The sequence below is a fragment of the Amycolatopsis sp. NPDC104819 genome (assembly GCF_055583145.1).
The window spans coordinates 11,055-23,412 of the sequence record NZ_JBVJON010000006.1 but is presented as its reverse complement, the minus strand read 5'-3'; the positions used below and the strand labels follow the sequence as shown (position 1 = coordinate 23,412).

The following is a 12,358-nucleotide window of genomic DNA, read 5'->3' as shown; positions in this document are numbered from 1 at the left end:
CCCCGCCATGTCGTTCTGTGTGGTTGGTGATGTTACTTTATGTTGAATCACGCCCGGAGTGCAATGCCGCGGCGGGAGCGGTGAGGGCGTGCAGCTCGCGTTCGATCTCGGCGTTCACCGCGCTCTGCTGACGGGCCAGGAAGAAGTGCCCGCCGGGAAACGCTTCCAGCCGGAAGCCGCCTTCGGTGTGCTCGCCCCAGTTCCCGGCCTCCTCGGCGGTCACCTTCGGGTCGCGCTCGCCGATGAGGACGGTGACCGGGCAGCGGACGCGCCGGTCCGCCGGGCAGCTGTAGGTTTCGATCGCCCGATAGTCGGCGCGGATGGCGGGCAGCGCCATCCGCAGGATCTCGTCGTCGCCGATGACCGTTTTGTCCAGCCGGTTGAGCTCGCGGACCTCGTCGAGGATCCCGTCGTCGTCCCGTTCGTGGACCCGCTCGTCGCGGAAGGTCGACGGCCCGCGCCGGCCGGACGCGATCACCGCGCCGGGCGCCCGGACCCCGCGCCGTTCGAGCCGCCACGCGGTTTCGAAGGCGAGGACCGCGCCCATGCTGTGTCCGAAGAAGACAGCCGGTTTGTCCGACAGGGCCGCCAGTTCGTCGGCGACCAGGTCCGCGAGCGCGGCGATGGAGTCGAGGTTCGGCTCCCGCCGCCGGTCCTGGCGCCCCGGGTACTGCAGGGAGACGACGTCGACGGCCGGGGCGAACCGGGCCGAGACCGGGTGGAAGTAGCTCGCCGAGCCACCGGCGTGCGGGAAGCAGACCAGCCGGGTCCCCGCGCCGGGGGCGGGGTGGTACCGGCGGATCCACGACGTGGTGGCGTTGTCCGCGATGTTCACGAGAGCTCTTCCCTTCGACGCGGGTTCAGATCAGCCAGTCAACGCCGCTCCCGGCCATGGATTCCCTAGTGTTGCCGCTCACACCCGCCGGACCGCCGCGAGGTCCGGGGTTTTCCGGGTGCGAAGGCCCCTAACGTCGGCGGGGCACGCGGTCCGGCCGGGCCACGGCCACCCGCTCTGCCCTGCCCGAGAGGAGCCCCGATGACTGCCGACGCGCTCACCGCCGCCCGGCGCAAGGCGACCGAACTGCGCCGAGCCATCCAGTCGCTGCACCGGATCCACGGTGACACCCCGCCGATGCGGCGCCTGATGAGCGACCTCGGCTGGATCGAAACCGGGCTGGGGGAGCTGCCCGTGGTCCCGCTCGGCGTGGCCACCGACCGGATTCCCGTGCCCGACGCGCCGTACGCGCGGGAAATGTGGCACGGCGCCGACGACGAAGGACTGGGCGGCCGCCGCCTTCCGTGAAAGTGGGGTGAGGATGGCGGAGGTGACGGCTGTCGCCGGCCGCGTGGTGGGCCGGCGGCGGGAGCTGGAGGTCCTCGGTTCGGCGTTCGCCAACGCGCGGGCCGGTTCGGCGACCCTGGTGCGGGTGCGCGGGGCGACCGGCACCGGCAAGACGGCGCTGCTGGCCGAGTTCGCGCGGGTCGCGGGTGACCGCGCGACCGTGCTGTCGGAAACCTGCCGTCGTCCCGGCGGCAGCGCCGGGAACGCCGTCGAAGGGCTGCTCCCGGACGCCGGGGGCCGCTACGGGATGCCGGTGGCGGTGCTTTCGCGGCGGCTCGGCCGCCGCCTGGCCGAGCTGACCGCGACCGGCCCGGTCGTCGTCCTGCTCGACGACTTCCACCACTGCGACGAGGCCTCCGTGCGGGTGCTGGCCCACCAGGCGCACCGGGGGGCCGAGCAGCCGCTGCTGGTCGTCGTCGCGCAGCGGCCCGCCGACCGGCCGCTGTGGCCGCCGATGACCCTGCCGCCCGGTGACGTCGAGACCGTCGACCTGGGCGCCTTCGGCGAGCCCGACGTCGCCGAGGCGGTCGCCGCGTGGTGGCCCGAGCGGCCGGGGCCCGGTTTCACCGCCGAGCTGGCCGAGCTGACCGGCGGCAACCCGGCTCTGCTCGGGGAGATCTGCGCCGCGCTGCACCTCGACGGCTTCGCCCCGGGGGAAGCGGCTCTGGCGCGAGCCCGGGCGCTGGCGCCGGCCGCCCGCGCCCGGCTGGTCGAGCGCGTGCTGGCCGGCCGTCCGGAGCACGTGCGGCGGGTGGCCGAAGCCGTGGCGGTGTTCGGCCGGCCCGACGTGGAGCTCGCCGGCCTGCTCGGCGGGGTGCCCGAACCACTCGCCGCGGACGCCCTCGGCGTCCTGGCCGCCGAACACGTGCTGCGCGCGGACGGGCGCGAGCTCGCCTCCGCCGCGGTCCGCGACGCCGTGCTGGCCGGCGTACCCGAGCGGCGGCTGGACCCGCTGCGGCTGACCGCGGCCCGGCTGCTCAACGACCGCGGCCGCGCCCCCGAAGACGTCGCCGGGCACCTGGTCGGGCGCCGCCGGCTGCCGGAGCGCTGGATGCGGGACGTGCTCGCCGAAGCCGCGCGCACCGCCGAGCGTGCGGGCCGGCCGCACGACGCCGCGCGCTACCTCGGGGTCCTCGTCGCCGACCGGCCGCAGGACATGCCGGTGCGCATCGAGTTCGCCCGGCTCGTCGGCGTGCGCGACCCGCTGGCCGCCTACGCGACGCTCGCCGGGATGTCCGGGCTGGCCGAAGACACGGGCAGCCGCGCGCGCATCTCGCTGCAGCTGGCCATCGCCGCGCTTTCGGCCGGCGAAGCGGCCGAAGCGACCAGCCTGCTGACCGGCGCGCTCGAGCAGCTCGACGCCGACCCCGCCGGGGACGCCGGCCGGGTCCTGCGCACGGAGCTGGAAGCCGCGCTGCTGGCGGTCGCGTTCGAACAGCCCGGCACCCTCGAGCTCGTCGGCGCGCGCCTGCCGTCGATGTCCGGGCTGACCGGCCAGACGTCGGCCGAGGTGAGCGTGCTGGCCCTGGCGTCGCTGGCGCACATGATCCGCGGCGCCGACCGCGACCTCGCGGTCTCCTGCGCGCGCCGGGCCCTGGAACGGCCGGAACCCTCGGTGCGGTGGGCCTGCTCGCTGGCCGCCTTCGTGCTGTTCGCCGCGGACGAAGTCGACGAGGCACTGGCCGCCCTCGGCGGGCTCTCGCCCGGGCCCGTGCGCGGCGACACCGGCTGGACGGAAGTCGTGACGCTGACCGCGCATTCGTGGCTGACGTGCGGCGCGGGCGACCTTTCCCGTGCCCTGTCGGACGCTTCGGCGGCCGTGCGGGCGGCCGAGCGCGACGACCGCGCCGAGCTCGCGACCGCGCCCCTGGTCGCCCAGGCGCTCGCCCTGCTGCAGCAGGGCGACACCGAAGGCGCGGCCGCGGCGCTGGCCCGCGCCGACCACTTCGGCCTCGACGGGTCCGTCCTGCGCTTTCCCGCCCACCTGCTGGCCCGCGCGCGGCTGGCCGAGGCGCGCGGCGACCTCGAAGGCGCGCTGGGCCACGCCCGCCGCTGCGGCGACGCGCTGCGGGCGGAAGGCGGGGCCAACCCGCTGTTCGTCCCGTGGTGGCTCGACGGCGCCCGCGTGCTCGTCCGGCTCGGCCGGCGCGAGGAGGCCGCCGGGCTCGTGGCGCACGGGGAAGAACTGGCCCGGGCGTGGGGAACCGCGTCCGCGCGTGGCCTCGCGCTGCTGGGCCGCGGGCTGGTGGCCGAAGGCGGCGCCGCCGTCGACGGGCTGACCGCGGCGGCCGAGGTGCTCGCCGGCACCGCGGCGTCCTGGCACCTGGCCGAGGCGGAGACGGCGCTGGGCCGGGCCCTCCTGCGCGCCGGTGACCACCAGGGCGCGCGCCGGCGGTTCCGGTCCGCTGTGGACCGTTCGGTGCGGTCCGGGTTCTGGGGCCGGGCCGAGGAGGCCCGCGCGGGCGTCACGGCGGCCGGCGGGCGCAACTACGCGGTCACCGGCAGCGTCACCGACGTGCTGACCCTGGGCGAACGGCGGGTCGGGGAGCTCGCCGCGACCGGCGCCACCAACCGGACCATCGCGGACGCGCTGCAGCTGGCCGTGCGGACCGTCGAGATCCACCTGACGAGCGTCTACCGCAAGCTGGGGGTCACCGGCCGCGCCCAGCTGCAGGAGCGGTTCCCCGGTGGCCTGCTCGCGCCGGAACCGGCGCTGTGACGAGGATGCGGCCGCACGGGGGCCGCACGCGCCCGGTGGCGCACGGAGAACCCGGGGGAGCGCCATGCGTCCGGTGCCCGGGCTAGCGGTGGTCGTCGACGACACCGGCGTGCTCGAAATGGTGCTGCCCACCGGGGAGCACCGCGTGCTCGCCAGCGGGCTCGGCGCGGCGATGTGGATCGCGCTGGCCCAGCACGACTGGGATCCCGCGGCCGCCGCGCGCGCCCTCGCGCCCACCTGCGACGTCGAACCGGCGGAGCTGACGGGATCGCTGCGCGCGTGGATGGGCGACCTCGCGGCGCTGGGCGTGCTGCGCGCCGATCCGGGCGCGGCCGGGCCGGACGGAAAACCCTAGAGTTGCCGCCGGTTCGTTGACCACTGGCACCGCCGTGCCCGACGCTTCCTTGGCACCAGGGAAGAATCCCGGAGACTCAGGAGGCGCGGTGGGCGGGCAGGCGCAGGATCGGCCGGCCGTGATCGGCGGCGGGGTGATGGGCTCGGCCATCACGGCGATGGCACTGGGACACGGGGTTCCGGTCACGCTCGTCGAAACCGACGGCGAGGCGGTGGAATCCGCGAAACGGCGGGTGGCGCAGCAACTGCGGCACGGCCGCCTGATGGGCGCGTTCCCCGACGTCGCCGAAGGCGAGCTGACCGCGACGACCGGCTTGGGCGCGGCGAAGGACGCGACGGCGGTCATCGAAGCGGTCATCGAAGACGACAAGGTCAAGGCGAGCGTGCTCGGCGAGCTGGCGGCGCTGGTCGCCCCGGGGACACCCTTGATCACCAACACTTCCGGCATCCCGGTGGACGAGCTGGCCGACGCTCTCGAGCGGCCCGCGGACCTGCTGGCGACGCACTTCATGAACCCGGCCTACCTCATCCCGAACGTCGAGGTGGTCCGTGGCCCGCGCACCGGGCAGTCCACTCTGGACTCGGTGCTGGGCCTGCTGGAACGGCTGAGCCGCCGCCCGATCGTCGTGCGCGACTCGCCCGGGTTCGTCACCAGCAGGCTGCTGCACCCCATGATCAACGACGCCGCGCGGCTGGTCGAAGAGGGCACCGCGTCGGTGGAGGCGGTCGACGAGCTCATGCAGGGCTGCCTCGGTCACCCGACCGGCCCGCTGCGCACCGCCGACCTGATCGGCCTGGACAACCTCGCGGACGCGCTGCGGGCGCTGGCCGAACGCACCGGCGACCCGCGGCACGCCCCGTGCGCGCTGCTGCAGTCCAAAGTGGCCGACGGCCACCTCGGCCGGAAGACCGGACGGGGCTTTTACGAGTACGGGAAGGTGTTCTGAGTGAACGACGTCTCCACCACCGCAACCCCGGCACGCACGCCGGAGGCCGTGACGCGGGAGATCCGGGAGTTCCTGACCGGGCGCGTCAAGCAGGACGTGCCGGTCGACCAGGACCTCTTCCGCACCGGGCTGGTCTCGTCGATGTTCGCCATGGAGCTGGTCGTGTTCCTCGAGCAGACCTACGGCATCGCGATCGTCGGCCCGGACCTGAAACTGGACAACTTCCGCACCGTCGAGGGCATGACCTCGCTCGTGGGGCGTCTGCTCGATGAGTGACAACCCCCTCGAGGCGGCCGCCGCCGAGCTGACTGCGCGGGTCGGCGACCGGGCGGCGGCCTGGGACGTCGACGGCCTGCTGCCCGAGGACCTGCTGCGCGCGCTGGGCGCCCGTGGCCTGCTGTGCGCCGAGGTGCCCGCCATGTTCGGCGGCGTCGGCGCCAGCAGTATCCACAATGGACAGTTTACCGCGCACGCCGGCTCGCTGTGCAGCTCGCTGCGCAGCGTCATGACCTCCCAGGGCATGGCGGCGTGGACGATCCAGCGCTTCGGCGACCGGGCCCAGCGCGCCCGCTACCTCGGCCGGCTCACCTCGGGCGACCTCGCCGCGGTGGCGTTCAGCGAACCCGCCGCGGGCAGTGATCTGTCCACAGTGGCCACGACGGTCCGCGCCGACGGCGACGACGTCGTGGTCAACGGCGAGAAGGTCTGGATCACCGCCGCGGCCTACGCGGACCTGATCGTGGTCGTCGGCGAGCTCGACGGCCTCGGCACGGCGGTCGTCGTCCCGGCGGACGCCGAGGGCGTCACCGTCGAGCGCGTCCCGTACCCCAGCGGGTGCCGCGCCGCCGGCCACTCGACCGTCCGGCTCCACGACGTCCGGCTGCCCCGCTCGGCGGTGCTCGGCGGCGGCGGGGTCGAGCTGTCCATGCTGGTCACGACCGCGCTGGCCTACGGCCGGATCTCGGTGGCGTGGGGCTGCGTCGGCATCCTGCGGGCCTGCCTGGCCGCCGCCGGCGGGCACGCCACGCGGCGGCGCCAGGGCGGCCTGCCGCTGGCCGACCGCCAGCTCGTCGCCCGGCACCTGGCCGACCTGTACGCCGACGAGCAGGCCGCGACGCGCGTCTGCGAGCACGCCAGCCGCGCGTGGGACGAGCGCTCACCCGAGATGGTGGTCGCGACCGTGCTGGCCAAGTACGTCAGCTCGACCGCGGCGGCCCGCGGCTCGGGCGCGGCGGTGCAGGTGCTGGCTTCGGCGGCGGCGCAGGACGGCCACGTGGTCGCCCGCGCGCACCGCGACGCGAAGCTGATGGAGCTCATCGAAGGCAGCAACGAGATCTGCCAGCTCATCCTGGCGGGGCACACCCGTGTCCTCGTGAATTCCGGCGACTGAGGAGGAGTCCGGTGGCTAGCACGACCATGGTCAAGTGCCTGGTGTGGGACCTCGACGACACCCTGTGGAACGGCACGCTGCTGGAGGACGGCTCGGTCGAGGTGGCCCCCGCGGTCCGCGAGCTGGTGAAGACCCTCGACGCGCGCGGCATCCTCCAGTCCGTCGCGAGCAAGAACGACCACGAGCACGCCTGGGCGCGGCTGGAGGAGCTGGGTCTGGCGGAGTACTTCGTGCTCCCGCAGATCGGCTGGCACCCGAAGTCGCAGTCGGTCAAGGCAATCGCCGACGACCTCAAGTTCGCCCTCGAGACGATCGCGTTCGTCGACGACCGCGACAGCGAGCGGGCCGAGGTGACCTATCACCACCCGCAGGTGCGCACCTACCGCGCCGAAGACGTGCTGGAGCTGGCGGGCCTGCCGGAGTTCAGCCCGGCCACGGTCACCGTCGACTCGCGGCGGCGGCGCCAGATGTACCAGGCGTCCTTCCGGCGGCAGGAGGCCCAGGCCGGGTTCGCCGGCCCGGACGAGGACTTCCTGCGCTCGCTGGACCTGCGCATGACGATCCTGCCGGCGACCGACTCCGAGCTGTCCCGCGTCGAGGAGCTGACGCGCCGCACGAGCCAGATGAACGCCACCGGCATCCACTACTCCGACGAGAAGCTGCGCAGCCTGCTCGACGACCCGTCGCACCGCGTGCTGGTGGTCAGCATGCAGGACCGCTTCGGCCCGCACGGCGCGGTCGGGGTGATCCTGCTCGAGACGTTCGACGAGTTCTGGCACCTGAAGCTGCTGGCGACGTCGTGCCGGGTCGTGTCGTTCGGCGCGGGCTCGATCATCCTGCGCTGGCTGGCCAACCAGGCCACGACCGCCGACGCGCACCTGGTCGCCGACTTCCGGCCGACCGACCGCAACCGGATGATGGAGATCGCCTACCGCTTCGCCGGGTTCGCCGACGACGCGTGCGCGTGCGCGGCCGTGCTGCCCGACGGCGAGGCGCCCGGCCTGCAGCGCCTGCACCTGGAGCCGGCGCCGCAGGAGGAGCCCACGACGGTGACCCTGGTGGCGCCCGACCTCACCGAGCCCGCCGGGGTGCGTTGAGCCGTTTCACCGCAGAGGCCCGTCTCGCGACCCGCGAGGCGGGCTTCTGCGTTTCCGTTGTGCGGGCAGGGAAAAAGACCGCCACGGGTCGGGCGTGGCGGCCTCTTTCGCTTGCGGGGGTTCAGTTCGCCCGGCGGATGAGCGTGATGCCGTCGGCCATCGGCAGCAGCGAGATCTCCACGCGCGGGTCGTCGCGGACGAAGCGGTTGAACTCGCGGATGGCGACCGTGTCGGGGTCCTGCGCTTCGGGATCGGTGACGCGGCCGAAGAAGAGCGTGTTGTCGACGACGATGAGGCCGTCCGGCGCGAGCAGGCCGAGCGCGGCCTCGTAGTAGGCGGCGTACCCGACCTTGTCGGCGTCGATGAAGACCAGGTCGACGGTGCCCGGGCTGTACTCGTAGAAGAGCGTGTCGAGCACCGTGATGGCGGGCGCGATCCGCAGGTCGATCTTGTCTTCGACCCCGGCCCGCTGCCAGTAGGGCCGGCCGAAGGCGGGCCAGCGGTCGGTGACGTCGCAGGTGATGAGCAGGCCGTTGTCGGGCAGGGCCCGGGCCAGGCAGAGGGAGCTGTACCCGGTGAAGGTGCCGACCTCCACCACCAGCTGCGCCCGGGTGAGCTTGACCAGCATCGCGAGCAGCCGGCCTTCTTCCGCGGACACCTGCATCGCCGCCCCCATGGGCAGCGCCGCCGTCTCGTCGCGCAGTTCGCGCAGGATCTCGTCCTCGGCTTGCGAATGCTCGCTGACGTAGCTCAGTACGTCGGAGGACGCCAGTAGTTGGGTCGCCATGCTCCGAAGCGTAGGTTCGCCCGTTCCTGGAAGTGTCTAGTTCACAGCCGGAGCAGTCCCTGGTGAACGCGGTGCAGCAGCGCGAGCGGCGGCCGCCCGGCAACCCCGAGCTCGGCGGCCGCGGCGACGAGCAGCCCGGCGTCGACGCCTTCCCGCACGAGCGCGCGGGTGTCGTCCAGCGACCGCAGCAGGTAGGCGGAGACCTCGGCGATCGAGGTCGGGATTTGGCACATCCGGCAGACGGCGGCGAGATCGGGCGCGAGCACCCCGGCCCGCCGGTGCCGCCCGGTGGCGCTGACGATGACTTCGGGCGGGAGGAGGTCCCGGGCCGGCGGAGGCGGGGGGATGCTGCCGCGGATGTAGGGCGGGAGCGGGCGGGTTTCGGCGGGGGATGCGGCGCGGCCGGGGATGCGGCGCGTGGGGGTGCTGGGGGCGGCGGGTTCCGGGGTGCGGTGGGTGGGGGTGCCGCGGCTTGGGGTGTGGGCGGCGGTTTGGCCGGGTGCTGTCTTGCTCCGGGGAGCGGCGGTGCGGTCTGCGGTCTCGCCGGGCGTTGTTCTGCCTTGGGGAGTGGTGGCGCGGTCGGCCGCATCGCCGGGTCTGGTGTTTCCGTGCGCTGGAGTGCCGCGGCTTGGGGTGTGGCCGGCGATCTCGCCGGATGCCGTCTTGCCTCGGGGAGTGCCGTCGGCGGCCTTGCCCGCCCTTGCCGCGACTCGGGGACCGGCGGCATCGTCCGCGCGCAGGGCGGCTTTGCCCCGGCCCCGGGTGCGGTCACCGTCGCGGGAGCCGGCGCTCTCGCCGGGCCGGCGAGCCCGGGCCGGTTCGTCGCCGCGCGGCCGCCGGTGCCCGCCTCGGGCGGCCGGCTCACCCTCGGTGACCCCGGCCTCGGCTTCCTCGCCGCGACCACGCCGCTCGGCCGGCCGAGCCGGGCCGTCACCCTCCGGTCGCGCACCGTCACCATCCGCCTGCGGCGTGGGGCTGGACTTGGGTTTGGGTGTGAATCCATGTTCGGCCCACACCGTGTAGTCGCCCCAGCCGCCGAAGGACAGGGACGTCGCCGGGCTGGTTGCGACGCGGCGATCGTGGGACTTTTTCATGTTCGCGGCCTCGAAACGGATCCGACAGGGCTGGTGAGTCACCTTCACCGACCGCCCTGCCTGGGTGTCAAGCTCGCGGTCCGGAATGTAGGGGTTTCTGGGTCTACGTGGGTAGTGCGTTGACGCTGGGGGTCAAGTACAGACAAAACGAAGGCGCCGGACTTGTTAAACCAACATTCATCGTCTTAGGCTGCATAGCCACGTCACTCGTTCGTGAACTCCGGGTGACGGGCCAGAAACCGCTGCGGGCGGAGGGTGATGGTGGTGCCCGGACCAGGTAGAGCCGGATCGGCGTTGCCGGTCGCGCCTGTCCTGCGCACTTCCGGACGGCCCGCCCTCCCGGTCGCCGCGCCGGTGCTGACCGTGCCGTGGCTCGGGGAGCGGGACGACCGCTCGCGCCGCACCGCTGCTCGGCACACCGAGCTCGTCGAGCGGGAAGACGAGCTCGGTGTGCTGCGCCGCGGCATCCGCGGGCTGCTGGCCGGGCGGTCCGGTCAGGTGACCGTCGCCGGGCCGCGTGGCACCGGGCGCAGCGCGCTGCTCGACGCCGTCGTGCGCGAGGCCAGGACAGCGGGGGTGACCACCGCCTTCGCGTCCTGCTCGCCCGGGGAGTCCGCCGTGCACCGCGGGGTGATCAACCGGCTCTTCGCCGACCTCGCCGACGCCGACTGCCGCCTCGACGGCGGGGCCCGCTCCTGCGGCCGCGCCTCGGCCGACCGCTCGATCCCGACCCTGTGCGGCGACTTCGTGGGCGTCGCGAGCCAGGGCCCGCTGCTGATCGCCGTCGACGACGTCCAGTGGGCCGACCCCGGCTCGACGGCCTGGCTCGAAGCGATGGAACACCGGCTGCAGCAGGCGCCGATGCTGCTGGTCCGCTCGGTGCTGGCCACCGGTGAGCCCCCGGCCGCGCCCGGCGGCGAGACCGCCGTCGTCCGGCTGCTCACCGAAGACGGCCTGCGGGAGCTGGTCGCCGGCCGCTTCCCCGGCAGCCACGCCGACCCGCGGTTCACCGCCGGGCTGCACGAGGCCACCGGCGGCCGGCCCGCGCTGGTCGCGCCGGTGCTCGAACGGCTCGCCGCGGCCGGGCAGGACCCGGTCGCCGCGCACCTGCCCGCCGTCACCGCGCACCTGGCCGACGTCCGCGCCGGGGAGCTCGCCGTGTCGATCGCGGCCCTGCCCGCCGACGCCCTGAACCTGCTCCGGGCCATCGCGGTGTGCCGCGGCCTGCTCGACTTCGACCTCGTGACGACGCTGGCCGGCCCGCTCGCCGGCCGCGTCGGCGACGCCCTGCGCCAGCTGGTCGGCTTCGGCCTGGTGCGTGAAGACGCGCCGACGCGCATCGCCGACGACGCCACCGCCGACGCGGCGCTCGGCTCGCTGAGCGCCGCCGACCGCGGTGAGCTCGCCACCCGGTGCGTCGAGCTCGCCTACCGCGCCGCCGTGCCGGACGACCAGCTCGCCGAGCTGCTGGCCACCGTGCGCCCGGTCGGCGCGTCGTGGGCCGTCGCGACCCTGCGCCGGGCCGCGGAGCAGCGCCGGGCCCTCGGTGACGACGCCGGCGCGGCCCGGCTGCTCGGGCGGGCCCTGCGGGAGCCGGTCAGCCCGGCCGAACGCCGGAAGCTGATGCTGGGCCTGGCCCTGGCCGAGATCGCCGACCAGCCGGAGCTGAGCGACCAGCGCCTGCAGCGCGTCCTGCTCGACACCGGTCCCGAGGTCTCCGGCGCGGTCCTGCTCGAAGCCGCCGACCACCTGCTCGCCCGCGGGGACACCCGCACCGCGCACCGGGTGATCGCCGCGACCTGCCGCCGGCGCAGCGCGTTCGCCGCCGGGACGGCCGCGCTGGCCGCGCTCGGCCGGCTGGCGCAGGACGACTGCTCGGCGGGCCCGGTCGTCCCGGTCCCCGGGTTCGACGCGCCGGAGTCCGCACCCGGCGACACCGATCCCGTGCGCGCGGCGACGTACGCGGTGCGGCTCGCCCGCAGCGGGCGGCGGCCCGGCCGCGCGCGGGAGCTCGCCCGGCTGGCGCTCGAACCGGGCGCGAGCCTCCCGTACACGCTGCGCCTGCAGGCCGCGTGGGTGCTGCTCTGCGCCGACGAGCTTTCCGAAGCCGTGCTCAGCCTCACCGACGTCCACCAGGACGCGACCCACGCCGGGGCGCGCGCGGCCGCGGCGAACGCACTGCTGCTGCGGGCGCGCTGCGAGGTGCGGCGCGGCAACCTCGGCCAGGCCGAAGCCGACCTCGACGCCGCCGTGGCGCGGCTGCCGGAGCGGGCCTGGCACCCGCGGGCGCTGCCGGGCCTGCTGGCCGTGCGCGCGGAGGTGGCGCTGGCCGCGATGCGCGTCGACGAAGCCGAACGCGCGGTGGGCGCGGTGCTCCCGGCCGGCGCCGACGACGGCTCGGCGGCCGGATACCTGTTGGTGCAACGCGGTTTCACGCACCTGGCCAAGGGAGACGCGCGGGCCGCGCTCGAAGCCTTCACCGCGGCCGGCCGCGGGGGCGCGGGGGGGGGGGGGGGGAAACCCCCCCCCCCCCCGTGGTGGAACGGTGCGGCGCCCTCCCCCGCCCGTTTCGGCCCCCACGCCGACGAACCGGCCCACGAAACACTCGAACCAGATCCGAAAAGAGGC

11 protein-coding genes are annotated in these 12,358 nt (G+C 74.8%); 8 read left to right on the top strand and 3 right to left on the bottom strand.

Annotated elements, in window-relative coordinates:
- Positions 1–37 precede the first annotated feature (37 nt).
- A complete protein-coding gene (locus ACZ63E_RS19465) occupies positions 38–835 on the bottom strand; it encodes a thioesterase II family protein (RefSeq protein WP_465337515.1) in 798 nt (265 codons plus the stop codon).
- Between the two features lie 201 nt (positions 836–1,036).
- Here ACZ63E_RS19465 and ACZ63E_RS19460 point away from each other — a divergent pair, with 201 nt between their 5' ends.
- The 7 genes from ACZ63E_RS19460 to ACZ63E_RS19430 all read left to right on the top strand — a co-directional run bounded on the left by ACZ63E_RS19460 (position 1,037) and on the right by ACZ63E_RS19430 (position 7,849).
- Positions 1,037–1,303: a hypothetical protein gene (locus tag ACZ63E_RS19460; RefSeq protein ID WP_465311382.1), complete on the top strand. Its 267-nt coding sequence runs from the start codon at positions 1,037–1,039 to the stop codon at positions 1,301–1,303.
- Positions 1,304–1,325: 22 nt separating this feature from the next.
- Positions 1,326–4,061: an AAA family ATPase gene (locus ACZ63E_RS19455; protein WP_465337513.1), complete on the top strand. Its 2,736-nt coding sequence runs from the start codon at positions 1,326–1,328 to the stop codon at positions 4,059–4,061.
- A gap of 64 nt (positions 4,062–4,125) precedes the next feature.
- Positions 4,126–4,416 (top strand): hypothetical protein, encoded by a 291-nt coding sequence (locus ACZ63E_RS19450; RefSeq protein ID WP_465337511.1) that lies wholly within the window; start codon positions 4,126–4,128, stop codon positions 4,414–4,416.
- Between the two features lie 88 nt (positions 4,417–4,504).
- Positions 4,505–5,362 (top strand): 3-hydroxyacyl-CoA dehydrogenase family protein, encoded by an 858-nt coding sequence (locus ACZ63E_RS19445; protein ID WP_465337510.1) that lies wholly within the window; start codon positions 4,505–4,507, stop codon positions 5,360–5,362.
- Positions 5,363–5,638 carry an acyl carrier protein gene (locus ACZ63E_RS19440; protein WP_465311386.1) on the top strand — a complete coding sequence of 92 codons (276 nt, stop codon included), beginning with the start codon at positions 5,363–5,365 and terminating at the stop codon, positions 5,636–5,638. It abuts the gene before it with no gap.
- The gene (locus tag ACZ63E_RS19435; protein ID WP_465337509.1) at positions 5,631–6,752 is read left to right on the top strand and encodes an acyl-CoA dehydrogenase family protein; all 1,122 of its coding nucleotides are present in this window, start codon (positions 5,631–5,633) and stop codon (positions 6,750–6,752) included. Before ACZ63E_RS19440 ends, ACZ63E_RS19435 begins: the two co-directional genes overlap by 8 nt.
- A gap of 26 nt (positions 6,753–6,778) precedes the next feature.
- Positions 6,779–7,849, top strand: coding sequence for an HAD-IIIC family phosphatase (locus ACZ63E_RS19430; RefSeq protein ID WP_465338084.1), 1,071 nt, complete (start codon positions 6,779–6,781; stop codon positions 7,847–7,849).
- Between the two features lie 121 nt (positions 7,850–7,970).
- Here the strand turns inward: ACZ63E_RS19430 and ACZ63E_RS19425 are convergent, their stop codons facing one another.
- The gene (locus tag ACZ63E_RS19425) at positions 7,971–8,636 is read right to left on the bottom strand and encodes an O-methyltransferase (RefSeq protein WP_465337507.1); all 666 of its coding nucleotides are present in this window, start codon (positions 8,634–8,636) and stop codon (positions 7,971–7,973) included.
- Positions 8,637–8,677: 41 nt separating this feature from the next.
- Complete coding sequence (locus tag ACZ63E_RS19420; protein ID WP_465337505.1) at positions 8,678–9,730, bottom strand: DUF742 domain-containing protein; 1,053 nt, start codon at positions 9,728–9,730, stop codon at positions 8,678–8,680.
- A gap of 294 nt (positions 9,731–10,024) precedes the next feature.
- Here ACZ63E_RS19420 and ACZ63E_RS19415 point away from each other — a divergent pair.
- A partial coding sequence (locus tag ACZ63E_RS19415; protein WP_465337504.1) for an AAA family ATPase occupies positions 10,025–12,358 on the top strand: 2,334 nt, incomplete at its 3' end.

Excerpts from the sequence above, each read along its gene's own strand:
- ACZ63E_RS19460 (WP_465311382.1), top strand. The coding sequence starts at position 1,037 with ATGACTGCCGACGCGCTCACCGCCGCCCGGCGCAAGGCGACCGAACTG.
- ACZ63E_RS19450 (WP_465337511.1), top strand. The coding sequence starts at position 4,126 with ATGCGTCCGGTGCCCGGGCTAGCGGTGGTCGTCGACGACACCGGCGTG.
- ACZ63E_RS19435 (WP_465337509.1), top strand. The coding sequence starts at position 5,631 with ATGAGTGACAACCCCCTCGAGGCGGCCGCCGCCGAGCTGACTGCGCGG.
- ACZ63E_RS19430 (WP_465338084.1), top strand. The coding sequence starts at position 6,779 with ATGGTCAAGTGCCTGGTGTGGGACCTCGACGACACCCTGTGGAACGGC.
- ACZ63E_RS19425 (WP_465337507.1), bottom strand. The coding sequence starts at position 8,636 with ATGGCGACCCAACTACTGGCGTCCTCCGACGTACTGAGCTACGTCAGC.
- ACZ63E_RS19420 (WP_465337505.1), bottom strand. The coding sequence starts at position 9,730 with ATGAAAAAGTCCCACGATCGCCGCGTCGCAACCAGCCCGGCGACGTCC.